Consider the following 24,638-nt stretch of genomic DNA (forward strand, 5'->3'; position numbering starts at 1 on the left):
CCCGAAAGGGGACGACCGGGCCGCCATGACTGGCTGGCAGTTATCGCGCCGGGTGCTGCTGCATCCCACGCGACCGCAGAGGCCTGCCTGATAAACAGCGGCGGACCAGACCGCCGTTGTCGCGCCTCAGTTCGCGGAACTACGCACGCGCATGTACATGATGATCGTCTGGCGCGGAACCGCGTTGAGGTCTTCGGCATCAACGTCGCGCGTGACGACATAATCACCGAACGCACCCGCCTGCGACGTGACCCAGCGGCCATACAGGCCTTCGAGCACCGGGGCCAGCCACGTGCCCGACGGCTCACCCGCGCTGCCGACCTGCGGCAGGTTTTCATGCACGATGCGCAGGGACTGGTCCTCGGGCAGGAGTTCGAGCGTCACGGTGCCCCAGCCAATCATGGCCAGCAGCGCGTTCAGTTCGATCTGCAGCTTGTCAACGGTCTGGCACGGCGGCGGCATGATGCGCGTGCCCATGCCCCGTCCAACCTCACGCAGGAGTTCGTTCCTGACCTCGATCCCGACCTGATCGTCAATTTCCCAGGACAGGGTCTGAAGAAACAGGGTGAAGTCCGGTTTTTTCTCATAAATTGTCATTACTGGTCCATAATAAGATAGTGAGCCGAGATCATGGCGCCGCCCTCATCCCAGTTGCCAGCCTTCTGGAAACGACCGGACAGGTCAAGGCGCAGCGAATGGCTGACGCGATAACCCACCCGTCCATCGAAACCACCAACAAGGCTGCCGACATCATCGCCGGGATACCGGGCCGATTCCAAGGATAGTTCAGCAGTAGATACACCCGCCAGCCCGTTCGCAAGGGTCTGATACAGCGGATTGGTCGGGAAGAAGGCCGAGCTGTGCTCATGGAACAGCTGATAGCCGATGGATCCGGTGACATCCCAGTCGAACAGGCCACTGTGACCGGAGTAGCGGACAGGCACCGTTGCCGCAAAGTAGGACTGCGGCGAGAAGTAGCCACCCTGCCCGTAGGTATAGAAGTCCTCGTTATGCTTGTACCCGAAATAGGTCAGGTTCACGCCCACGCGGACTTCATGCTTGCGGTTGCGGTAGACAAGGGTATTGGCCCCGAGCCCGCCTTCCACTTCGGTATTGCTCTGGACATGATGGCCGGTCTGGATGGCATAGCCACCACCACCATACAGGATCGTATTGCCCAGCGTGGCCTCGACCTGGCCATGGAAGTGGTTGGTGACGACGCCACCCCACTTCTTGCCGGTCAGGGCATCGGTCATCCCGCCATAGGACAAGACGCTGTTGGTGATGGAACGGCGTTCCCCACTGACACGGAAGGTCACCGGCCCGACACGCGGGGCGAATTCGACGCCGCCGATCACGTTCGGCAGCGTGAAGCCCAGCGGCGAGGCCCCGACATCCGCGCTGACCCAGTTATTGGCAAAACGCACATCCGGCGCCACACCCGCCTCGCGCCCGATCGTATCGGTATTGATGCGATGCTCCGCGCTGTTGTTCTGGTCCTGCAGGTTCCGTTCCAGGGCGAACAGGTTGGTGCCGAAACGCGGGATATCATACCCGGTCTGCGGCAGGTGCCCCGACGTCAGGAAGGTTGGCGTGGCGGTGAAGGTCAGCGCCGACGTGCCCGCCTGCAGCGGAATGCGCCCGACGATCGGCACCGAGGCCTCCGTCAGCGCCCCCATGCCGCGCGTGCCGGAACGGACGCGGAAGCCAAGCCCGGCATCGACGGACGGCGCAAGGTCCTCCGACAGGGTATGGATCTGCCCGTTGATGGACGACAGCATCTGGTCCGAAATCTCGGGCACGCTGCCCGCCGTGCTGTAGCCGTTTTCGCCCGGAGGCGCACCAAGCTGCAGCGCATGGCCATACGCATCACGGCGGAACGGGTTGGCTGTCGGCGGGGCGGTCGCCTGCGTCTCATCGCTGGCGGTGGCTTCCCCACGACTGATCTTGAGCTGCTGGAGGCGCAGTTCGTAGGCACGGCGCAGGTCGGACAGCGTACGTTCGCCATGCCCCGCCGCACGGTCCGCAACCGCCATGGCAAGCCAGCTACGCGCATCCATCGGCGACTGCTGGACCCCATCCTGGGCCAGTTGCATGGCCAGCCCGTCCTTGTTGTCGTTCGCTGCGGCCTGCACGGCGGCCTGCCGCGCGTCAAGATCCTGCGGGTTGTGGCGCAGGACGGACAGGTCGATGTCCAGCGCATGCCCGTACTTGCCGCGCCCGTTATACAGCCGCGCCAGCGCGAGCTTGGGCGAGGTGGCTTCCGGGTCGGCCTGCAGGGCGGGCGCAAGATGGTCATAGGCCGCGGCCTGGTCACCACGCTGGTTCAGCAGGTCCGACTGCGCAACCGAAATCCCCATCCGCAACTGGATCAGCGTCTGGCGCTGGTCGGGCGACATCGCCGAACCGGTCGCGGTCCCGCTGCCATCGCCAAGTGGGGCGAGAAGACGCGCGGCGGCAACCGGGTTGCTGATCTTCATGTATTCGGTGGCATAGGCCAGCCGCTGCTCGGTCGTCAGGTCCGCCGTATGCGTGGAGGCGATGCGCAGCGCCATGTGCGCATGCAGCATGTCGCCCCGCTGGCGGAACAGGTCGGCCACGGCCACGCCACGCGCGCCCGTCGGGTCCGGCACGGCCAGCGCCTCGCGCACGAGCGGGGTGGGGTTGGACACCATCGACAGGCGGGCGGCAAGGTCGGCCTTGATCGCCATTTCATCGGCGATCGTGCGGATGGCCGGTGAATACTCGTCCGGCGACAGACCGGCCAGAAGCCGGCGCGTCAGGGTATCGTTGCCATTGCCCGACGCATACAGGATCGCTGCCTGGTAATCGTCCGGCGTGCGCGGACTCGTCAGGAGCGGGCGCATGACGTTCGACGCTTCGGCACTGTCACCCTGCTGCTGCAGCGCGTTGGCAAGGTTGATGCGCAGCCACGGATCATCCGGATCCTTGGCCATGGCCTGCCGCAGCAGGCTGACCTTCTGTGCAGAATCGGTGGTGCGGGCGGCTTCGGCCATGATGCCCGAAACCTCGATCTGCTGCACCTGCGTGCTGTACCGGCCACCAAGGCGCGACAGCAGGGCGTTGGCTTCGCTCTCCTGCCCCTCGCCCATCAGGACGCGGGCCAGCCCCATCAGCGCGATGGGATTGTCGCCATTGCGCGCAAGGACCGCACGGTAATTGCGTTCCGCCTCACCCGTCTGGCCGGTCGTGCGCTGCAGGTCCGCAAGCATCAGCGTCGCGCCCTCGGACTGTCCGGGCTGGCGTGCCAGCGACATCAGGCGCTGCTCGGCTTCCTGTGTCTGCCCGCTCGCGATCAGGCGGCGGACGGTGCCATATTCCTCGCCCACGGCCATGCCGGCCAGAGCCGGGCGCCAGTGCCCCGCACTCTTGGGATCGGCGGCGATCGCCTCCTCAAAGTAGCGGTGCGCTTCATCGTTATGGCCCCCGCGCATGGCGACAAGGCCGAGGCCGCCGAGTGCATCGGCATCCTTCGCATTCAGGTTCAGCGCGTTCTGGAAGTCCGCCTGCGCTGCGGACAGCCGCCCGGCATTCAGCGCCTTGAACCCGTCCTGCCGCGCCAGCGCGCCCTTGTCAGGCGGGCCGCCCGACGGTTCCGTCATATGGGTCCGCAGCGCGGTGTCCGACGGATGCGCATCCAGCCACTGCTGCATCAGCGGTAGCGTCTCCGGCGTGACCGGCAGCCACGACAGCGTCTGGCGATATGATTTTTCCGCGGTCGCTGCTTCCACCGGGGCGGAGGCACGGTATTTCTCCAGCGCCTGGAGACGCTGCAGCCCCTCCATCCGGGTGGCAGGCTGATAGGTCAGCACCTGCGCCAGCGCCAACTGTGCACGGAAATCCGAAGGATTGGTCTTGACCAGGCTGACAAGTCCGTCACGCGCGGCATTCGCCTGCCCCGGGACGCCCGCCAGCGTCTGGTAATATTCAACCGCCAGAGACGGCGTCGGCGTGGGGCCGTTGAACAGGTGCTGGTACACCTCCACCGCCTGGTCGCTATGGCCCGATGCCGCAAGCGAGCGCGCATGCGCAAGGTCAGGCTGCGAAATCGCCTGTTCATGCAGCAGGTCGTTCAGGCGGCTTTCATACGCACTGCCGGGTGCGGCCTGATGCAGGCGGCGCTGCGTATCAAGGGCGGCGTCGCGATTGCCGATCCGCGACTGGTATTCGCCCTGCGCTTCCAGCAGGTCGATCGAATCCGGTGCAAGGCGCGCGGCACTCTGCAGGGACTGGCGCGCGTTGTCGTACTGGTGCTGCTGCATCCAGAAACGGGCCTGCTGCACCAGCCTCTGCACCACGGCGGCCTGCCCGCTCTGGACGGGGGTCACGGCCCCCGCCTGCATCATGGTGGTATTGGCAGGAGCCTGCTCCGCTGCCTGCTGTGCCCGTGCACCGTTCGCCTGCAGCAACAGGCCTGCAGCGCAGGTCGTTGCGAGAAGACCGGCGGACAGGGACGAAGCATATCGTTTATGGGTCACGACTTGCGCCTCTCATCCTCAAGCTGCTTGAAACGCCGGGCAGCATGCCGCGCCAGGGCCCGTGCAAGGACACTGACAATCAGAACACATCCCAACAGGCCGACAAGCAGCACATGAACCGGCCTGTTGTGCATATACCAGTCAGGCCACAGCCAGACCGGCAGGGAACCGATCGTATAGACCGGCGAATTACGGAAGGACGAAAGCTCCTCACCGTGCGCAAGGACCAGATCCCCCTGGAACTTGGCCTGTTGCTTGCGCTCTCCCATCATCTGGAGAAGGTTGTTCAGCCCCGCCCCGTCGGCGGACAGCAGCGCCAGAACCGTGCGGCCCGCTGTCAGGGGGGATTCCGCCTCGACCATCGCACCGACGCCACCCGTCAGCGGGCTGTCGACATCCTGCGGCTTGCTGTCACGTTCACGATACGCCGTCAGCGGGTCATCAATCGCCTTCAGGACAGTATCCAGCGTGGAGACATGCAATGCAGTGCGCAGGTGGCCATCCGAAATCTCGTAGGACGAGCGCGACAGCAGCGGGGCGATCTCGGCACCGGACGCCAGGGTCGAGATGACCAGCAGGTTGCGGTCGGCCACGTCACTGACATGGTCGGCCGACACGATGTCCACGCCCGCAACCGGATACCATGTCGCCGCCCCCATGAAGCCCATCAGGTCAAGATAGGCCCCGACCACGGCCGCGTTCGGATGTTCCGGCAGCACGACCGCCGTATGCGACAGGTCCGCATAGGTCGTGAAAGGGAAGCCGACCGTCGCCATGTAGGCAAGATTGGGCATCTGGGCGATGTGATAGGCGCGGGAGAAATCGATGGTGGAGTCCGGATCGATCCCGAGATGGAACGCATTGCTGGCGGCGCTGCCCTGGCAGACACCATGGGCCAGGGACAGGGCATTGAAGTAGAAATGCAACTGGTCCTGACCGAACACGGTCCAGGGCGGCACGTCGAGGTCATGCACCTGCATGCCGGCCGAGGGGTGGACAAGGCCGATATTCTGCAGGATGCCGTTCGGTTCACGCAGCCCATAGGAATGCAGGTACACATCGTTGATGCCGACATCGAGACGGGCTTTCTCGACATCCTTCTCCGCACCCGCCGGCGAACGGAAACGCACCTGCATCTTGTACGGGCGGTCGCGCCACGTATAAAGGTCGGGCGAGATACGGAACGGAACCGACAGCACACCGGACGTAAAGCCCGTTTCCTGCAGCTTCTCGGGCGTGACAAGGTCCTTGAAGCGCACCGGATGGTTCATCGCGATGAAGGATGGCGCATCGTTGGGCTTGCTGGGCGCGACGTCCACCGGCGCCACGTTCATGTGGCTGTCAGCCGGCAGGGGCGCGGAACTGAAGGCGATGCCCTTGCTCGCGGTGATGACCTCGTCGCGGTCACGGCCGGTCACCACCAGGATCGTGGCATTCGTGTCTGACGGGTTCGGCAGTTCAAGGATGGCCGGACCGGTCACCTGTGGCTGCCCGAGGCTGGTCGGCAGTTCGTCGGCCACGCCAATCAGGATGGCATTGCCAACCTTCGGAATGGTGGAGGAAACCGGGAAGTTCACGCCAAGGAAGTCGGTCTGCTTGCCAAACCACGATGCGAGGATACCGGCAGCCTTGAGGATCTGCGGATCATAGGTCTGCGCCAGGATCATGGGAACCGTGACGTGCTGGTGCACGTTCTTGTCATAGAACGGCTGCGGCAGACGCGACAGCAGGCGCCGCGGCGGCAGTGCGATGGTCGTGATCTGGAGCTGCGAATTCTCCGAGATCGTCGCCCACATCGTATCGTTCGTGATGTCCGAACATCCCTTTGACCCGGAGGCGAAGTTGAAGTTCAGGCGGTTGCCACTGACGAAGAAGATCGGGTTGATCTCGAACGAGATGGGACCGAATGTCGGGTGTGCCGGATCGGGGCGCAGCGTGCCGATGAACTGTTCGTTCAGCGTCATGGTCACGGAATTGGTTTCCGGACGCAGGTTCGGCGACATCGAACCCGACAGCACAAGCCGTGCCGAGGTCACAAGCTGGTCGGCAGGAATGCCGAACTCGATCCCCTGCAGCGGTGCAAGGCCGCGCATCGTGATGGAGCCTGCGGCGCCAAGGTCCCTGAGCGTATAATTATGGACCGTCGCCGTGTCGGGCGTATTTTCCGCATTGTCCACCATCGCATCCGCGCTGTCCGCCGCAAGCGGCTGCCCCGTGGGGCTGCCGGGTGCCGCGGCCACTGGATCGGACTGGCCCGCGCCATTATTGGTCGGCAGCAGGGCCGGCAGCGGCGGCAGGTCGGTGGTTTCGGGCTGATGGACCGGCGCCTTGGCGGCAATCGCCTTGCTGGCCGCCGGCGCGGCCTGCGCCGAGGACGCGAATGTCAGCAGGGCCAGAAGCGAAACCATTTTCACGGTTCCCTTCAGCATGCGCTCCTGACGGTCGGACTTGTTCGCATCATCCGGCAGGGCATTGCCCTTGTTGGCATCGCCACCGCGGGCCGGGCCCTTGCTGTGGACGATGTCGCCGCTGGAACGGAACAGGCCCTTGACGCTGAGCACCATGTCCAGAAAGCTGAGCAGGGGACGGTCAGGCTTGTAGTTGCCCCAATCGACCCACGCATCGGCACGGCCGAACACCATGCGGATGACCGCGAATTCCTGCTGCAGGTTATCGATGCTCCAGATGAAGATGCTGCGCCCGCTGGAACTGCGGATGAGCTTGGCCGGAAGGTTCAGTTCCTCCCCATCAAGGACCGTGCGGACATATACGGGCGTGGGGCCGGAGATCTTGCCGGGCCAGGACATCTTCACCGCCGCGCCACCCATGGACAGGTCCTCGGTCAGGCCGGTGGTGACGATGGCGCCATCCGCGCTGGAAACCTCCACCGGGATGACGGCGGGAATACGGTGACTGTTGCGCTTCTGCTGGGTTTCACGCCCCACCGCAATGGCCGCGAGGATGATGATCAGGCTGAGCAGCGCCCATGCGGAGTTCAGCAGGTAGGCGCGTTCCGCGATCTGGTCGAGATGGCCAAAGGACAGTTCATAGATACCGCGCACCAGGCCACCGAACATGATGATGCCAAGGATGACGTTCGGATAGACGGCGCCAAGGTCGAAATAACCTTTTTCAAGCAACCCGCCCTTGTCCGTCACGTTGAACTTGCCGCGCGAGGGGCTGAGCAGGGTCACGATCGTCACGCGCACCAGGAACAGCGCCATCGTGGTTTCATAGACCTCACTCCAGAAGGAGTAGCGCCAGCCCTTGTTGATCTTCGACGCCGTGCCGACGGCATGGAACATGTGTGGAATGGCGTAGGCAAGAAGCGCCAGCGGGGAGGCCGCGATGATGTTCTGTCCCAGGAACAGGAACGCCAGTGGCGAACTGAGGAAGATGACGCGCGGCACCGCGAACAGGAACGACGTCATGGCCGACAGGTAACAGAGCCGCTGCCCCCATGACAGTCCCTTCCCCAGCAACGGATTGTCGATGCGGAAGATCTGCAGCATGCCACGCGCCCAGCGCACGCGCTGACCGATATGTAGGATCAGGCGTTCCGTCGCGAGGCCACCGGCAAGCGGGATGCGAAGATAGGCCGTGGACCAGCCCAGACGCTGCATCTTGAGCGCGGTATGCGCGTCCTCGGTCACGGTCTGGGTCGCAAATCCGCCGATCTGTTCAATCGCGGTGCGACGCAGGATCGCGCACGATCCGCAGAAGAAGGTCGCATCCCAGAAGTCGTTGCCGTCCTGCACCACGCCGTAGAACAGGTTGCCTTCGGGAGGGGTGCGGTAACCGGCGGACAGGTTCCGCTGGAACGGATCGGGGGAGTAGAAGTGATGCGGTGTCTGCATCAGTGCGATCTTCGGATCCTCCACCATCCAGCCCATCGTCAACTGGAGGAAGGCGCGGGTCGGGACGTGATCGCAGTCAAAGATCAGGATGTAGTCGCCATCCGTATGGTCGATGGCGTAGTTGAGGTTACCGGCCTTTGCGTGTTCGTTGGTGGGACGGGCGATGTAATTCGCGCCACACTCCCTGGCGAACTCCGCGAATTCGGGACGGCGGCCATCATCGAGGATATGGACCCGCACCTTCTCGGGCGGCCAGTCAATGCCAAGCGAGCCCAGCACCGTCAGGCGGACAATGCTCAGTTCCTCGTTATAGGTCGGGACGAAGATGTCGACCGTCGGCCATTCATCGATATTCGCCGGCAGCGGCAGCGGCGCACGGTGAAGTGGCGCAATCGTCTGGAAATAGCTGAGGAACAGCATCATCAGGGCATAAAGTTCCGCCAGGAGGAGCATTGTCCCCAGCAGGCCCTGCAACCATGTATCAAATGAAAGCGTTTCAGTCAGACGCCACGTCAGGTAACGCAGCGAAACCAGACCTGACAGTACCTCGAGGAAAATCTGTGACCGGCGGCTGGGCTTGTGACCGACAACAAAAAAGATCACGACACATACAAATGCCACAATCAACTGCTGTTCTGGCGGCAGGGTTACGGACGTAGCCGCAATCAGCGCACACAAGCCAAAAACACCGATAAGCAGTCCCACACCACGAATGGAAAGAATTTTTCCCACCCAGCGGGACATTCCTGACTCTGACTGCGTTGACGACCGAACCTCTGGCATAAACAACTCGTCCGAAATGCTGTAAAACAGAAAGATTACGTCAAAAAAACCTGACCCCGACCATCTGTGGTCATGTCGGGGAAAAGCGGGCCCGCCCAGGCAGCAAAGCATCGCCGGGGCCAAAGACAGAACGAATCGTCGAGCCGATGCGAAGACCGGACTTCCCCTGCCGCCACCGTTTCATGGGTGGCCGCAGGGGCAGGTGATCTCCTGAACTAGCTGAACTCAGGAACCTTCTTCGCTTTCGCGACGGCGCAGCAGCGCCTCGCGCAACGTCGGCCGGGGATTAAGCATCTCCGTCGCACGACCACCAAGCGTCATGAACACTTCCGTCATGGTGGGCGACCCGTCGGGGGACGGGATGGGGCTGCCGGGCTGGGAGGCCTGTGTGGAATTCGTGTCTGTCTTGGTCATGCTGGTCACCCTGGAAACATTGCTACGAACTGATCGCGTGGACGCCACGGGAAAGAATTTTCTTTCTTCGCGCGCTTCACGGACGCCCTGAAAGAAAAAGCTCAGGTCGCCGGGGCGTGGACGCTCCCGCGGGCTGAGGCGCGCCTTTGGAACAGGACTCCATTCATCGACGACACCCCTGTCCATCGGGTCCCCACTTATGGGCGATACCGATGGGCGGGGGGAAGAGTTCATTGAAAGCGAAGGCACACGTGAAGCCGCAGGTGCCGTCCGCGCCGGACGCACCGGGGGACGGGAGAAGGGCTCCACCATGCGGGTCGTGTCCGGGCGCGGCTGCGCCGCCGGGGGGGCGACCGGCGCGGGGGCCGCAGGCGGCATCATGTTCGCATAGGGCACCGATGCCGGGTCCGGCGCGGCAGGCGGCGCCTGTTCGGCAACCGGCGGAACAGGCGGCGGCACGGTGTCCTGCACCGGCGTCTCGGGCGCAGGGGTCGGGGCGGCGGCAACGGGGGCCGCAGGTTCGGGCTGTGCCGGCGTGGCCGCAACAGCAGGGGCCGGCGCGACAGGGGCTGGTGCTGCCGGGGCGGGAGCCACCGGCTCTGCCGGAACCTCGGCCGCGACCGGGGCCGGCTTCACCTCGGCCGGGGCAGGCGCAACCGGTTCGGCCTCAGGCTGCGGCGCGGACTGGGCCGCGACATCGGTATCAGGCGTGGAGTCGCCCGTTTCCTCTACCTTCTCTTCATGTTCCAGTTGATCCAGCCGTTTTTCGACCTGCGGGGGCACCGTTGTCGGCTCAAAGGAACGGTCGACAAACGGCCGGTAGGAATAGCCCCCTCCCTCAACGCCGAAGGAACGCAGGACCCGCTGAAAATCCTGCGGACTTTCGGCCCGCTTTCCCCCAGCGACATCATCAGACCCTGAAGCACTCACTTTATAGTCTCCTCTGCCCGCGCGATGTAAACGAGCAGCGTCAACGCTGCAGAATAGTAATCGGGCGCATGGTCCAGTGTCGGGAGTTCCCCGGCAGAATCAAGCCCCGTACATTCGGCAACCGCAAGATATCCGGGCGGGGCGTTGTATGGCGAACGCGCCCCGGTCGTCAGGTCAACCCACCCCGGCAGGGCACTGGCCCCGAAATTGTTCCAGAAGCGGCTGAAATCAGCCAGCACGTCCGGCGCCAGCATATGCGCCCAGTAAAGGTAGAGCGGCACACGAATCGCATCATAGGAGAAGCGCGGCGGCCATCCCGGCGCGATCGACAGCGCGCCGGTGGTGCGGTTGACCGCCAGCCAGTCGGGAGGCAGGCGCCATTGCCCGAAACGCCCGGCGGAGACAAGGCGCAGCCCGTCCTTCATGACCGTGCGCCAGCGCGGGTCCGCCGTCAGGTCGAACGCCTGCAGCAGCGAAGGCATCACGTAATAGGACAGGTTGAGGATCACGCTGTCCTTTTTGATGAACCCGGTCTTGCCGGGCATCAGGACGACATACGGCCCGACCTTCATCGTCATCAGGTTCACGACATCGCCGTAGATGGCCATGGCGTCCTGAACGAAGTCGGCACGCTTGAACCGCTTGCCCGCCCGCCCCAGCGCCAGCGCGATCAGCAGGTCGCCATCGGTTGCGTTGTTCTTGTCAGGCACCGGCGGCTGATGGCCGCTGAGGTAGCGCCAGGAAAACAGCTTGTCATCGGTGTGCTGCAGGTTGGTGCGTGCCCAGACCCATATCGCCTCGAACGCGGCGAGGTCACCTGCTTCCGCGGCGAACAGCATGCCGTAGCCCTGCCCCTCGCTGTGGGATTCGCCACCGTTGCCCGTATCAATGATACGCCCGTCGGAGCGCAGGTACTTGCTGCGGAAGATGGCCCACTGCTGCATGACCGGATCGGGGGCGGCATCGTCCGCGGATGCGTTGCCGGACAAAAGCATCTGAGCACCTCCCATCGCCGCCATGACCGACATAAAGGAACGCCGCCCGACCCCGCGTGCGGTCGGAGAATTCTTTTCTTCAGTCATCATGGAAATCAACTGCATCAGACCTTACATATCCTCAAAGACGCGCATCCAGGGCACCACAGAAACCGGTCGCCAACACCATGGAACCATGATGGGCAGCGGACCCCGTCCCTGCGGCGGATCCATGCATGCCCCTTACGGCTCCCGAAAAATATCCGGACCGGATACAGCACAATTCCCGAAAAGCATCCCCGGTCATGGATTTACTTGGGATATCGCCTGCACCGCGCTCCGATCATAATCATCGCCCCGCCCTTGGCAAACAATGGCAAAGCCCATGCCACGATACGGCCCGACGGAAGTTGTAATTTTATCACAAGCCCCGATCCCGCAATTCCCGCACCATGCAGGAACCCGCACCGGGGACCTTCCCTCGCCAGGGCAGGTGCCGCCTGAACAAACCAGACGCCCCATACCCGAAAGCTTAAGTCGGTGTAATAATATTCTTACGTTCGAAGAAAATTGGAAACCCGAAAGATATTTAAAATTTCAATCCGGGTTGATGCAGATCAATGACACTCATCTGCTGGCAAGTGGCGACGTGCCAATTTTGTATTATATTTACATCTTTACGGACCACAATGGAAAACAGCGGGACAGGAACCTGAAAAAGCAAGTAAAGCGCGCCCCTGCCCCTTTTGTGTGCCCGCTGGCATATCTGCCGGACAGGTCCTGCCGCAGGTTACGGCAGGCGCTCGTCAAGGGTGGCATCATTGGTGATGAACAGCCGCCGCATCATGTCATCGCGCGCGGACATCTTCAGGATATCGGCCAGCGTCCAGCGGTCCAGCACCTCCATGAACGCATCGAGCGCTGTGCCAAGGACAAAGTAGAACTGGCAGAATCCGCTCAGCACACATTCCTCGGCCTCGGTCTTGGGGCGCATGCACGATACCAGTTGCCGCTCTTCCTCGGTCAGGCGCACGACCGCGCCGATCCGGATCTCGTCCGCGGCCTGGCCCAGTTCGATCCCGCCGCCACGGCCGCGCACCGTGCGGATCAGGCCCGCACGCCCCAGCTTGTGGACGACCTTGACCATGTGGGTTTCCGACACCCTGTTGGCCTGCGCCACCTCACGTATCGAAACGCGCGTGTCGGGACGCAACGCCACGTAAAGCAGAACCCGGAGGGCATAATCGGTATGCAGGGTCAAACGCATCTAATCTGTTCGCATCTTCCGAAATGAAGGCGGGACATTACCACACGGCGTAATGACGGCCGCATTCCGCCCTGAAGCGTAAAAAACGATAATATTCCACACCCTACCGAAAAAAGCTTCCGCTATATTTCCATATAAGATTTATTGTGTTTTTGTATATATTGCGCGCCACATGCAATATTGGCCAATAACCGGGAACTGTCCGGCGCAGGACTTAAGCTTGTGGGCGCATGGATTGAAAAGGTGAGAAGGCACGAACATGCCACCGATCCCGGCAGAAACGTGCCGCAGAACCAATGGCGTCCCGTACGGGATTCGAACCCGTGTTGCCGCCGTGAGAGGGCGGTGTCCTAGGCCTCTAGACGAACGGGACAGGGCCGAAGGCGCTTCTAGAGGATTGCGGCCACCGACACAAGCGGACAAATCCCCCAAAATGCGATCTGCATGCTTTTTTCTTCCGCGATGGCCGGTTTCAGGGCGAAACCTGCAGGCGCCCGATGATGCGGTTACGGGCAAGGTCCCAGATGATGACACGGTCCGCCCCACCGCCTGTCAGCGCCACCGCCAGCGTCGTGTCCCCCTGCCGCGCAAGCGAGGTGACATGCGTGCCCGCAGGTTCATCCAGCACCAGCCGCCCCAGATCCTGCGGCAGCACGGCCTGCGCGCCCGTGCCGGCCGCAGCCTGCACCGGTTCCGGCGCGCTGTCGCGGGGATGCGAAATCCGGTGCACCAGCACACCCACCAGCACCAGCGATCCCACCGCCAGCAGAACCCCCATGCCGATCACCGCCGCAAGCAGCGCGCGCGACCCCTGTTTTTCCATCGTGTGCTTTCCGTTTCCGAACGCGAGTTTTTCCATTACATGGACGCCCCATGACCCAAGACATCCAGCCTGCCCCCGTCATTGCCACCGTCGGGGATGCAGGGCAACGCACCGACCGCTTCATGGCCGACACGATCGGCACATTGTCGCGTTCGCGCATCAAGTCCCTGATGGAGGCCGGGCACCTCCTGCGCGATGGCGTGGTGCTGCGCGATCCGGCCGACCCGGTGCGCGCGGGCATGCGTTATGAACTGCGGGTGCCCGCCGCCGCCCCGGCGACACCACAGGGGCAGGACATCGCGCTCGACATCCTGTTCGAGGACCGCGACCTGATCGTCATCGACAAGCCGGCGGGACTGGTGGTGCATCCCGCGCCGGGGAACGAGGACGGGACGCTGGTCAATGCGCTGCTGGGCCATTGTGGCGACAGCCTGACGGGGATCGGCGGCGAACGTCGCCCCGGCATCGTGCACCGGCTGGACAAGGATACATCGGGCGTCATGGTGGCGGCCAAGACCGAACTGGCGCACCAGGCGCTGTCCGCCGCCTTTGCCAGTCGCGATATCGAACGTGCCTACCAGGCGGTGTGCTGGGGTGTGCTGACCCCCACTACGGGATCGTTCGATGGCGCGATCGGGCGCGACCGGCGCGACCGCAAGCGCATGGCCGTCATCAGCAATGGCGGCGGCAAGCATGCCCTGACCCATTACCGCACGCTCGATACCTTCCATGGCAGCCTCAGCCATGTGGAATGCAAGCTCGCGACCGGGCGCACGCACCAGATCCGGGTGCATTTCGCCCATGCGGGACACGCGCTGGTGGGGGATCCGACCTACCTGCGGCGCATTCCCGCCGCCGCGCGCGGCCTCCCTGCCGACGCCCGCGCCGCGGCACTGGATTTCCCCCGCCAGGCGCTGCATGCCGCGCGCCTTGGCTTCGTGCATCCACGCACGGGCGAACACCTGCTGTTCGAGACGCAGCCCCCGCGCGATTTCCAAGACCTGCTTGCCGCGATTGGCTGATATTAAGGCGGTTTAATGCGGCTTTCCTTGACGCCACCGCCAAGGGACAGTATCGCTTGGAACTGTTCGCCGGGGCCGACGCCCCCAGGCTAACTGGACGTCCTGCACGATATCGCCCATTCCGGGGATGTCCTGTGGGGACGACAACAAGTCCAGTCGTGCGTCTCTCGGAAAACGGCTGCAACCCGTCGGTCGCCTGCTCGTTACAGACTGACCCCGCCAGCTTGTTTATCCGGACACAGGAGTCCGATTCTGATGGCCTCTTCTTCCGCAATTCTATCCGGTCCCGAACACAACCTGTCAAAGTACCTTCGGGATATCCGCAAATTTCCGATGCTCTCCCCCGAGGAAGAGCTGAAACTGTCGCGCCTGTGGAAGGAAAAGGGCGACACGGAAGCAGCACACAAACTGGTCACCTCCCACCTGCGTCTGGTGGCAAAGATCGCGATGGGCTATCGCGGTTATGGCCTGCCGGTGGGCGAACTGATCAGCGAAGGCAACATCGGCATGATGCAGGCCGTGCGCCGTTTCGATCCCGAACGCGGGTTCCGTCTGGCCACATATGCCATGTGGTGGATCCGCGCCGCAATTCAAGAATACATCCTGCACAGTTGGTCGCTGGTGAAGATCGGCACCACCGCCGCGCAGAAAAAGCTGTTCTTCAACCTGCGTCGCCTCAAGGGGCAGATGCAGGCCATCGACGATGGCGACCTGCAGCCCGAACAGGTGGACAAGATCGCAAAGTCGCTGGGCGTTCCGGAACAGGACGTCGTCAACATGAACCGGCGGCTGTCCGCCCCGGATCACAGCCTGAACGCCCCCCTGCGCGCCGACAGCGAAGGGGAATGGCAGGACTGGCTGGTGGATGACCACGACAACCAGGAACAGACCCTTGCCGAAAACGAGGAGTATTCCGGGCGCAAGGCGCTGCTGGCCAATGCGATGAAGTCCCTGAACGAGCGTGAACGCCATATCCTGACCGAACGCCGCCTCAAGGACGATCCGGCGACCCTCGAAGACCTGTCGCACGTCTACAACATCTCGCGCGAACGGGTGCGCCAGATCGAGGTCCGCGCCTTTGAAAAGGTGCAGAACGCGATGAAGGCCGAAGTCGCGGCCCGGCGTGAGGAACATGAAAAGGCCCACAAGGGCTGAAACAACGCTGGCGGAACCATGAAAAACGGCCCGGGAGAGCAATCCCCCGGGCCGTTTTCATTATCTTACTGAAATCAATAAAAGTTTTTGGGTGTCGCCTTTTTTCAAAAAGGCGACGTCTCTTTGAAGCTTTTTAGATCAAAAGCTTCACCAAAAACTTTTGTCCTTCTTCCTCAATCCTCGAACGGGTCGCGCATCAGGATCGTGTCGTCACGTTCCGGGCTGGTGGACAGCAGGGTGACCGGCGCCTCCACCAGTTCCTCGATCCGGCGGACATACTTGATCGCCTGCGCGGGCAGGTCCGCCCACGAACGCGCGCCATGGGTCGTGCCTTCCCAGCCCTCCATCGTCTCGAACACCGGGCGGATGCGCGCCTGTGCCGCGGGGGCAGACGGGAAATGCGTGGTCTTCACCCCGTCGAGTTCATAACCGACGCAGATGCTGATCTCCTTGAGGCCATCGAGCACGTCAAGCTTCGTCAGCGCCAGTCCGTTGACGCCCCCGACGCGCACGGCGCGACGCACCAGCACGGCATCGAACCAGCCACAGCGGCGCGGACGACCGGTGACGGTGCCGAATTCATGCCCGCGCTCGCCCAGCGTGCGGCCCATCTCGTCATGCAGTTCGCTGGGGAACGGCCCCTCGCCCACGCGGGTGGTGTAGGCCTTGGCGATGCCCAGCACGAAGCCGACGGATGTCGGGCTGACGCCGCTGCCGGTGCCTGCATTCGCCGCGACCGTGTTGGAGCTTGTGACATACGGGTAGGTCCCGTGGTCCACGTCAAGCATGACGGCCTGCGCGCCCTCGAACAGGATGCGCGACCCGGCGCGGCGGCTGTCGTCAAGCAGGTCCCATACGGGGGCCATGAACGGCAGCACACGCGGCGCGATACCGGTCAGGAACGCCATCAGTTCGTCCTTGGTGAAGGTCGCGGCCCCCAGACCACGCAGCAGCGTGTTGTGGTGCAGCAGCAGTTCGTCAAGCTTCCAGTCCAGCGTCTCCGGCTCCGCAAGGTCGCACAGGCGGATCGCACGGCGCGCCACCTTGTCCTCGTACGCGGGGCCGATGCCACGGCCGGTCGTGCCGATCTTGCGCTCGCCACGCGCGGCCTCACGCGCGCGGTCAAGCGCACCATGCACCGGCAGGATCAGCGGCGCGTTCTCCGCGATTTTCAGCGTGTCGGGCGTGACCTTCAGGCCCTGCGCCGTCACACGGTCGATTTCCTTGAGCAGCGCCTCGGGATCGACGACGACGCCGTTGCCGATCACGCCCGTCTTGCCACGCACCAGCCCCGAGGGCAGCAGCGACAGCTTGTAGGTCTGGTCGCCCACCACCAGCGTATGCCCGGCATTGTGGCCGCCCTGGAACCGCACGACGATGTCCGCGCGGCTGGCCAGCCAGTCAACGATCTTGCCCTTGCCCTCGTCACCCCACTGGGTGCCGATAACGGTGACGTTGGACATGTACTGCTCCTCGCTCTGCTTCTCTGACGATCCGGATGCGCATCGTCAGGCGCGACCGGAAGGAAATCCATGATGATGAAAGAAAAAACTCAGTCCGCCTGACCCGCGCCCTGCACCGGCTCCAGCTTTCCGCCAACCGCGACGAAGGCGCAGCCGAGGCGGTGCGCCTCCGCCGCCGGGTCGGCAATCTCGCCCAGGGCCGCGACCGTCGCATATCCCTGCGCCCGCAGCGCCTGCCCCACACGCGGGTCCATCCCCCACGGCACGAACACCCGCATGCGCCGCGCACGCGGGGGCGCCACACGCAGGATCACGTCCGGACGCAGCGTCAGCCCGCAGGCGGGTTCATCGTCATTGGAACGATAACGCCCACCCCGGCCAAGTTCCTCCTGCCGGCCCAGCGCGTAAACGCTGACGCACACGCCGGTATGGTACTGCCACCCGCGGAATTCGACCGGATCGACCGTCAGGCGGATACCCGGCACCCGCTTTTCAATGGCCGCAACCGTGGCCGCCAGACGGTCGCTGTGCACGCGCGCGGCATCAGGCAGGCTGACCCGCGACAGGACATCAAGCGCACGATGCGCCGACCCCGCCGCATGCAGCAGTTCCGTCAGCACCGGGGCCAGCGCCCCACCATGGCGTGCTACGGCGGCCGCGTCCTTGCGGTCCAGCGCGCGCAGCAGGGCGGAACGGGCCACCGGGGTCAGTGGCTCCGCAGCCAGCAGCGCGGTCGTCAGCGGCGGCATCGTCAGGTCGAAGGAAACATGCGGCACGCCCAGCACCTGCAATGCCTCGGCGCCCAGCGCCACGATTTCCGCATCCGCGACGGGCGTGTCGGGACCGATCAGTTCGATGCCCGCCTGCAGGATCTGCCGGTCGGTATCGCGCGCAGGCCCGCCCATCATCACGCACGCCCCGGCATAGGACAGGCGCAGCGGCCGGGGTTCATTCGCAAGGCGGGTGGCCGCGATCCGCGCGATCTGTGGCGTCATGTCGGGACGCAGCGCCATCATCCGGCGCGTGTCGGGATCCATCAGGCGGAAGGTCTGTTCCGCGACAGCCGCCCCCGACCCCGTCAGCAGCGTCTCCTCGAACTCCAGCAGCGGCGGCGAAACCCGGTCATATCCATGGGTGGCGAACACCCGCATCAGGGTTTCAAGTCCGCTGGCCTCCGCCTCTGCCGCGGGGGGCAGCACATCGACGAAACCGGCAGGCAGCAGCGCGGGATTGAGGGGCGGGTCATCCGTCATGGTTCGGGCCTATGTCTTGGCGTGCGCGCATCAGGCGGCAGGACGTGGTGCCATGCACCACGCACACGGGGCGGAAAAGGGATCAGATATAGGTCGCGCGGACCTGCGCATGCGCCCAGTCGAGCCACGGCACGACCGCCGCAAGGTCCGAGGACTCCACCGTCGCCCCACCCCACAGGCGCAGGCCCGGCGGCGCATCGCGGTAGCTGCCGACATCCATCGCCACACCTTCGGCCGCCAGCAGCGCCACGATCTCCCGCGCGGCCTTCGTCTGCGTCTCATGGTCCAGCGCGGTGAACCACGGCGCGACGATACGCAGGCAGATGGCCGTGCTGGAGCGATGGCGCGGCGACGCGGCAAGGAAGGAGGCCCAGTCGCTGCGTGCCTCCCATTCCTCGATCACGGCGAGGTTGGCGCGACTGCGCGCGATCAGTCCCTTAAGGCCACCGACCTGCTCCGCCCAGCGCAGTCCATCGAGCGCATCCTCCACACACAGCATGGAGGGCGTATTGATCGTATCGCCGTGGAAGATACCTTCGATCAGGCCGTTCTTGTTCGTCAGGCGGAAAATCTTGGGCAGCGGGCGCGGCGCGAGCTGCGAGGTCAGGCGTTCGACCGCGCGTGGCGACAGGGCGAGCATGCCGTGCGCGGCCTCCCCGCCCAGCACCTTCTGCCACGACCATGTCACGACATCGAGCCTGTCCCACGGCAGGTCCATCGCGAACGCGGCCGATGTCGCGTCACAGATCACCAGTCCCTCGCGCCCGGGGGGGATGGCGTCGCCATCGGCAAAGCGCGCGCCCGACGTCGTGCCGTTCCATGTCAGGACCACATCGCGCGACCAGTCCACGTCCGCAAGGTCGGGCACCTCGCCATACCCCGCCTTCAGGACGCGGGCATCGGGAAGCTGGAGCTGCGCGATGATGTCATTGGCCCATGTGGCCGAAAAGCTTTCGAACGCCAGGACATCGACCGGGCGCGGGCCCAGCAGCGACCACAGCACCATCTCCACCGCACCCGTATCGGACGCAGGCACGATGCCCAGCCGCCAGTCGGCCGGCATGCCAAGGATGTCGCGCGAACGGGTGATGACCTCGTCCAAGCGTGCGCGCCCCTCTTTTGAACGATGCGAACGCCCCACCAGCGCCGAGGACAGCGCCGCCACGGACCATCCCGGCCGCTTGGCGCAGGGGCCGGAGGAAAAGCACGGGTTGAGGGGCCGTGCCGACGGCTTTTCGATCTGGATTTCGGGCAAGGAAAACATCGTCCTGTTCGCAACGCGGGCAAAAGGGACGGCGCATCACGACACGATATGATGCGCCAACTGGTACGAGAGGGGGGATTCGAACCCCCATGCCTTGCGGCGGTCGATTTTGAGTCGACTACGTCTACCGTTCCGTCACTCTCGCATGCTGGCCTGCTTAACAGTAAAACAGGGCCGGTGGCAATTCATCGCACACCGCGCAGGCCGCGCGGGCGCACATATCATATCCCGGGCGTGCCCTCCAGCCCCAGCATCAGGGCGATATTCTGGATCGCGGCCCCCGACGCCCCCTTGCCAAGGTTGTCCAGGCGCGCGGTCAGCACCGCCTGGCGATGCGCCTCGTTCACATGCACGCGCAGTTCCATCCGGTCCGTCCCCGCCAGCGTATCGGCGCACAGGCTGTTACACGCCTCCGGCACGCTGATGCGGTCCGACCCACGGTAATGCGCCGCCAGCGCCGCATGCAGGTCCGCGCCCCGCACGCCATGGTCCAGCAGGTCGAGGTGCAGCGGGATGGACACGATCATCCCCTGCGGGAAATGCCCGACCGACGGGACGAACACCGGCACGCGCGACAGGCCGGAATAGAGCTGAGCCTCCGGCAGGTGCTTGTGCTGCAACGCCAGTCCATACAGTTCGAACGCCGGGCCGCCATCGCGCTCATGCGCCTCGATCATGGTCCGCCCCCCGCCGCTATAGCCGCTGACGGCATTGACGGTAATGGGGTAATCCGCCGGCACCAGCCCCGCCGCGACCAGCGGGTGGAGGAGGCCGATGATGCCCGTGGGGTAACAGCCCGGATTGGCGACGCGCGACGCCGTGCGGATGGCCTGCGCCTGCTCCGCGCGCATTTCGGGGAAGCCATAGACCCAGCCGGGCGCCGTGCGGAACGCCGTGCTGGCGTCGAGGACGCGCGGCGCGTGCTGCCCCCGTGCCGCAAGTTCATCGACCATCGCCACCGCATCGCGCGCGGCCGCGTCGGGCAGGCACAGCACCACGAGGTCCACCGCCGACATCAGTTCGCGCCGGGCGTCAGGGTCCTTGCGTCGCGCGGCGTCAATGGAGCGCACATCCACCGGCAGCCCCTCAAGGCGCGTGCGGATCCCCAGGCCGGTCGTGCCTGCTTCCCCGTCAATGAATACCGATGGCCGTGCGTGCGTGTTCATATCCCTGTTTCCCGGCAAGATCCGTCCGACATTGCGTGGACTGGCGGACTATACAATCATCACCCGCCGCCGCAACCACAACAGGAGCGCACGATGCCCGACACCCCCACCACTACGGCCACGCCCGACACGCCGGAGGCACGGCTCGCACTTGGCAGGCTGCTCGACATCATGGCGCGCCTGCGCGACCCGGTGGCGGGATGCCCGTGGGACCGGGAACAGGATTTCGCCACCATCGCCCCCTATGCGATCGAGGAAGCGTACGAGGTCGCCGACACCATCGCGCGGCAGGACTGGGACAGCCTGCCCGATGAACTGGGCGACCTGCTTTTGCAGGTGGTCTATCACGCGCAGATGGCGGCGGAGGCCGGGATGTTCGACTTCGCCACCGTCGCGCGCCTGATCGGGGACAAGATGGTGCGCCGCCACCCCCATGTCTTTGGCGATGCGACACTGGCGCAGGGGCAGTGGGAGGACGGCAAGGAACGCGAACGCGCCGCGCGCGACCGTCGCGGCACGCTCGATGACGTGCCGGTCGGCCTGCCCGCCCTGCTGCGCGCGCGCAAGCTGTCGGCGCGTGCGGCGCGCGTCGGCTTCGACTGGGACAACGCGGCCGATGTCATGGACAAGGTGGACGAGGAAGTGGCCGAACTGAAGGCCGAACTCGACAGTGGCGACAGGGCGCGGATGCAGGACGAACTTGGCGACGTGCTGTTCACGCTCGCCACACTCGCGCGCAAGCTCGACCTTGATCCCGAAGCCTGCCTGCGCCACGCCAACGCCAAGTTCACCCGCCGTTTCACGGAAATGGAGCATGACCTCGCGGATCGCGGGCTGGCCCTGCGCGATGTCGATGTCGGCGTGATGGAAGAAGGCTGGCAGGTGGTGAAACGGCGCGAACGCGGGGAGATCTGAACAAATCAAAGGTTTTTGGTGAAGCTTTTTCCAAAAAGCTTCGAAAGACGCCGCCTTTTTCGATCAAAAGGCGGCACCCAAAAACTCTTATTCGTTTACCTGCCACCCGGCGCACTGAACAGCAGGTCACGCAGCGCCTGCCAGCCTGCACGGTCCGGGGCGTAAAGCAGGCCCCCCTCGCGGTCCGTCACACGATAGGGGGTGCCATCGAAATGCGCGGCGTATCCCCCGGCCTCCTGATGGATCAGCCATCCCGCCAGGTGGTCCCACGGCAGGGTGCGGTTGAACAGCAGGAAATGGCATTTCCCATCGACCAGCATCAGGTATTCATGCGCGGCACAGCGGAAATCCCACGATCCCATCACCCGCGGCAGGTTATGTGTCACGGTGTCACGCAGGTCCGGCGCAAGGTAGCGCCACGACGCATTGCCCGACATCTGCTGTGGTGGTGCGGGCGACGCCACGCGCATCGGCCGCCGTCCACCATCCGGGTCCTGCAGCCATGCCCCCTGCCCCCGCGCCGCCACCGCCGCGACATCGCAGACCGGGTCGAGGATGACACCGCCCACCACCTCGCCATGTGCCACGGCGGACACCATGACGCCAAACAGCGGCACACCGGCGGCATAATTTGCAGTCCCGTCGATCGGGTCGATCACAAAGGCCAGCGCCGCCGTCCCCAGTCCGGACAGCAGCGCGGGGTTGGCGGCAACCGCTTCCTCCCCCACCACCAGCGCGTCGGGATACAGGTCACGCAGGGCACGGGTGATGGCGCGTTCCGCAGCCTCGTCCGCCGCCGTCACGACATCCAGCGCGGATGTCTTGGTGCGGATATCGGCATGATCCAGCCGCCGGAAACGTGACATGATCTCGCCGCGCGCAGCATCACGCATCAGGCCAAGGATCGTTTCCATATCCCCGATGCCAATCCGGTCCGCCATTGCCCGCTCCTCCCTGTCCTGCGCAGGACAGTCTTGGCCCCGTCACGCCCCGAACGCCACCCCCATGCCGGTCACACAACGGTCATCACAATGGGGAGCATTTCAAAAACCAGAAGTTTTCTGGAGGCCACCTTTTTTCAAAAAGGCAGCGTTCCCTGAAGCTTTTTGGAAAAAAGCTTCACCAAAAACTTTTATTATCTTAACGCAATCCCTCAGCTATCCAGACAGGTGACGCCATCGGCGTGCTGCATCTCGAACCGCGCGCGATTGGCGGGCGACAGGCGCACACGCATGTCCACCGCATCCTCATGGTCCGTACGCTCGATCACCTCGCCATGTTCATACAGCCATGCCATCGCCGCGCCGTCGGCAGGCGGCACGCGGTAATGCACCAGTTCCATCGCATGCGTCAGGCGTTCGTCAATGGCGGCGAGCAGGTCGGGCAGGCCATCGCCGGTGATCGCGGAAATGACGATCGCGCCGGGACGCGCGCCCACCGCCTCGCGCCCGCCCATCAGGTCGGCCTTGTTCAGCACCTCGATCACCCGCGACTGCCAGTCGGGTTCGATCGTGCCACTATGGGCCATGCCTTCGAGCACCTCGATCACATCGGCGCGCTGCGCCGCCGTCTCCGGGTGGGAGGCGTCACGGACATGCAGGATGATGTCGGCCTCCGCCACTTCCTCCAGCGTCGCGCGGAAGGCGGCGATCAGTTCGGTGGGCAGGTCGCTGATGAATCCCACCGTATCCGACAGGATGATCTGGCGCCCCGACGGCAGGCGGATGCCGCGCATCGTGGGGTCCAGTGTCGCGAACAACTGGTCCTGCGCATAGACGCTGGCCCCGGTCAGGGCATTGAACAGCGTGGACTTGCCCGCATTGGTGTAACCGACAAGGGCGACGACGGGAAACGGCACGCGCTTGCGCGCCTGGCGGTGCAGGCCGCGCGTGCGGCGCACCTGCTCAAGCTCCCGCTTGAGGCGCACGATACGGTCGCCGATCATGCGGCGGTCGGCCTCGATCTGGGTTTCGCCCGGGCCGCCGAGGAAGCCGAAGCCACCGCGCTGGCGTTCCAGATGGGTCCATGTCCGCACAAGGCGGCTGCGCTGGTATTCAAGGTGCGCGAGTTCGACCTGAAGCGAGCCTTCCTTCGTCGCGGCGCGTTCGCCGAAGATGTCGAGGATCAGCGCCGTACGGTCGATGACCTTGCAGCCAAGCGCGCGTTCAAGGTTGCGCTGCTGCACCGGGGTCAGGCGGGAATCGATGATGACGACGGTAATATTGTCCGCACGCACGGTCGCATGCAGCGACTCGACCTGCCCGCTGCCCAGCAGGGTGGCCGGACGACGCGCGCGCAGCAGCAGCACCGCCTTGCAGATGATGACCAGCCCGATGGAGGCGGCAAGCCCCACGGCCTCTTCCAGCCGGGCTTCGGCGGCGCGGCTTTCATCCTGCCGGTCGGGACGTTCCCATGGCAGGATGACGGCAGCGCGCGTCATGACCGGTCCGGGCGTCGATGTCACAGGAATTCGCCGCTACCGGCCATGGGGGCGGCGTCCTCGCCCTCGGCGGCGGGGGGTTCGAACAGGGTGACGGGGCTTGCGGGCATCACGGTGCTGATCGCGTGCTTGTACACCAGCTGCGTATGCCCATCACGGCGCAGCAGGACGGAAAAATTGTCGAACCATGTAATGATTCCCTGCAGCTTTACGCCATTCACAAGGAAAATCGTAACAGGGGTCTTGGATCGACGGACGTGGTTCAGGAAGACATCCTGAACATTCTGCGAAGGGTCTTTTGCCACGGCTGGGCCTTACTTTGTTGCTGTTGGGCGGTTCACACAACATGGGCGCACCCATGTCCGTGCTACGGCGTTGCCACCGTCCGTATCACGGTTCATTGTTTAGCAGGC

The 24,638-nt window shown here is 64.4% G+C and carries 17 protein-coding genes and 2 tRNA genes; 3 read left to right on the forward strand and 16 right to left on the reverse strand.

The window, feature by feature from the left end; translation table 11 throughout:
- Window positions 1-126 precede the first annotated feature (126 nt).
- The 8 genes from bcsD to HNH97_RS03110 form a co-directional block, all read right to left on the reverse strand.
- Window positions 127-597, reverse strand: coding sequence for a cellulose biosynthesis protein BcsD (bcsD, locus tag HNH97_RS03065; protein WP_110095297.1), 471 nt, complete (start codon window positions 595-597; stop codon window positions 127-129).
- Complete coding sequence (locus tag HNH97_RS03070) at window positions 597-4,364, reverse strand: cellulose synthase subunit BcsC-related outer membrane protein (RefSeq protein WP_276556966.1); 3,768 nt, start codon at window positions 4,362-4,364, stop codon at window positions 597-599. The genes bcsD and HNH97_RS03070 overlap by 1 nt, the downstream gene beginning before the upstream one ends.
- A gap of 131 nt (window positions 4,365-4,495) precedes the next feature.
- Window positions 4,496-9,088 carry a UDP-forming cellulose synthase catalytic subunit gene (bcsA, locus tag HNH97_RS17820; RefSeq protein WP_265176126.1) on the reverse strand — a complete coding sequence of 1,531 codons (4,593 nt, stop codon included), beginning with the start codon at window positions 9,086-9,088 and terminating at the stop codon, window positions 4,496-4,498.
- Window positions 9,089-9,364: 276 nt separating this feature from the next.
- Complete coding sequence (locus HNH97_RS18265) at window positions 9,365-10,483, reverse strand: hypothetical protein (protein WP_265176125.1); 1,119 nt, start codon at window positions 10,481-10,483, stop codon at window positions 9,365-9,367.
- Window positions 10,480-11,568 (reverse strand): glycosyl hydrolase family 8, encoded by a 1,089-nt coding sequence (locus HNH97_RS03095; protein ID WP_227744572.1) that lies wholly within the window; start codon window positions 11,566-11,568, stop codon window positions 10,480-10,482. Before HNH97_RS03095 ends, HNH97_RS18265 begins: the two co-directional genes overlap by 4 nt.
- A gap of 679 nt (window positions 11,569-12,247) precedes the next feature.
- The gene (locus HNH97_RS03100; protein ID WP_110912350.1) at window positions 12,248-12,724 is read right to left on the reverse strand and encodes an RrF2 family transcriptional regulator; all 477 of its coding nucleotides are present in this window, start codon (window positions 12,722-12,724) and stop codon (window positions 12,248-12,250) included.
- A gap of 297 nt (window positions 12,725-13,021) precedes the next feature.
- Window positions 13,022-13,097: transfer RNA gene (locus HNH97_RS03105), tRNA-Glu, on the reverse strand.
- Between the two features lie 99 nt (window positions 13,098-13,196).
- Complete coding sequence (locus HNH97_RS03110) at window positions 13,197-13,547, reverse strand: hypothetical protein (protein ID WP_110912401.1); 351 nt, start codon at window positions 13,545-13,547, stop codon at window positions 13,197-13,199.
- A 50-nt stretch (window positions 13,548-13,597) separates the two neighbouring features.
- On the opposite strand from HNH97_RS03110, the gene HNH97_RS03115 reads away from it, so the two are divergent.
- Both HNH97_RS03115 and rpoH read left to right on the forward strand, forming a co-directional pair.
- Window positions 13,598-14,569 (forward strand): RluA family pseudouridine synthase, encoded by a 972-nt coding sequence (locus HNH97_RS03115; protein WP_171789827.1) that lies wholly within the window; start codon window positions 13,598-13,600, stop codon window positions 14,567-14,569.
- A 255-nt stretch (window positions 14,570-14,824) separates the two neighbouring features.
- Window positions 14,825-15,724: an RNA polymerase sigma factor RpoH gene (gene rpoH, locus HNH97_RS03120; RefSeq protein ID WP_171789828.1), complete on the forward strand. Its 900-nt coding sequence runs from the start codon at window positions 14,825-14,827 to the stop codon at window positions 15,722-15,724.
- 173 nt (window positions 15,725-15,897) lie between these two features.
- Here the strand turns inward: rpoH and HNH97_RS03125 are convergent, their stop codons facing one another.
- The 5 genes from HNH97_RS03125 to argC form a co-directional block, all read right to left on the reverse strand.
- Window positions 15,898-17,187, reverse strand: a complete 1,290-nt coding sequence (locus HNH97_RS03125; protein WP_171789829.1) for an adenylosuccinate synthase — start codon at window positions 17,185-17,187, stop codon at window positions 15,898-15,900.
- Window positions 17,188-17,276: 89 nt separating this feature from the next.
- Window positions 17,277-18,440, reverse strand: coding sequence for an ATP phosphoribosyltransferase regulatory subunit (locus HNH97_RS03130; RefSeq protein WP_171789830.1), 1,164 nt, complete (start codon window positions 18,438-18,440; stop codon window positions 17,277-17,279).
- Window positions 18,441-18,522: 82 nt separating this feature from the next.
- On the reverse strand, window positions 18,523-19,704 hold the full coding sequence (locus tag HNH97_RS03135; RefSeq protein ID WP_171789831.1) for a phosphoserine transaminase: 1,182 nt from the start codon (window positions 19,702-19,704) through the stop codon (window positions 18,523-18,525).
- 61 nt (window positions 19,705-19,765) lie between these two features.
- Window positions 19,766-19,849, reverse strand: a tRNA-Leu gene (locus HNH97_RS03140).
- A gap of 76 nt (window positions 19,850-19,925) precedes the next feature.
- On the reverse strand, window positions 19,926-20,870 hold the full coding sequence (gene argC / locus HNH97_RS03145) for an N-acetyl-gamma-glutamyl-phosphate reductase (protein WP_171789832.1): 945 nt from the start codon (window positions 20,868-20,870) through the stop codon (window positions 19,926-19,928).
- A 93-nt stretch (window positions 20,871-20,963) separates the two neighbouring features.
- Between argC and mazG the strand changes: the two genes are divergently transcribed.
- A complete protein-coding gene (mazG, locus tag HNH97_RS03150; RefSeq protein ID WP_171789833.1) occupies window positions 20,964-21,785 on the forward strand; it encodes a nucleoside triphosphate pyrophosphohydrolase in 822 nt (273 codons plus the stop codon).
- A 95-nt stretch (window positions 21,786-21,880) separates the two neighbouring features.
- Here the strand turns inward: mazG and HNH97_RS03155 are convergent, their stop codons facing one another.
- The 3 genes from HNH97_RS03155 to hfq form a co-directional block, all read right to left on the reverse strand.
- Window positions 21,881-22,726, reverse strand: coding sequence for an inositol monophosphatase family protein (locus HNH97_RS03155; protein ID WP_171789834.1), 846 nt, complete (start codon window positions 22,724-22,726; stop codon window positions 21,881-21,883).
- Window positions 22,727-22,938: 212 nt separating this feature from the next.
- On the reverse strand, window positions 22,939-24,225 hold the full coding sequence (hflX, locus tag HNH97_RS03160; protein WP_110912400.1) for a GTPase HflX: 1,287 nt from the start codon (window positions 24,223-24,225) through the stop codon (window positions 22,939-22,941).
- A gap of 20 nt (window positions 24,226-24,245) precedes the next feature.
- Window positions 24,246-24,530, reverse strand: coding sequence for an RNA chaperone Hfq (gene hfq, locus HNH97_RS03165; protein WP_110912341.1), 285 nt, complete (start codon window positions 24,528-24,530; stop codon window positions 24,246-24,248).
- Window positions 24,531-24,638 lie beyond the last annotated feature (108 nt).

This window comes from Gluconacetobacter entanii (assembly GCF_013155425.1).
Classification (GTDB): domain Bacteria; phylum Pseudomonadota; class Alphaproteobacteria; order Acetobacterales; family Acetobacteraceae; genus Novacetimonas; species Novacetimonas entanii.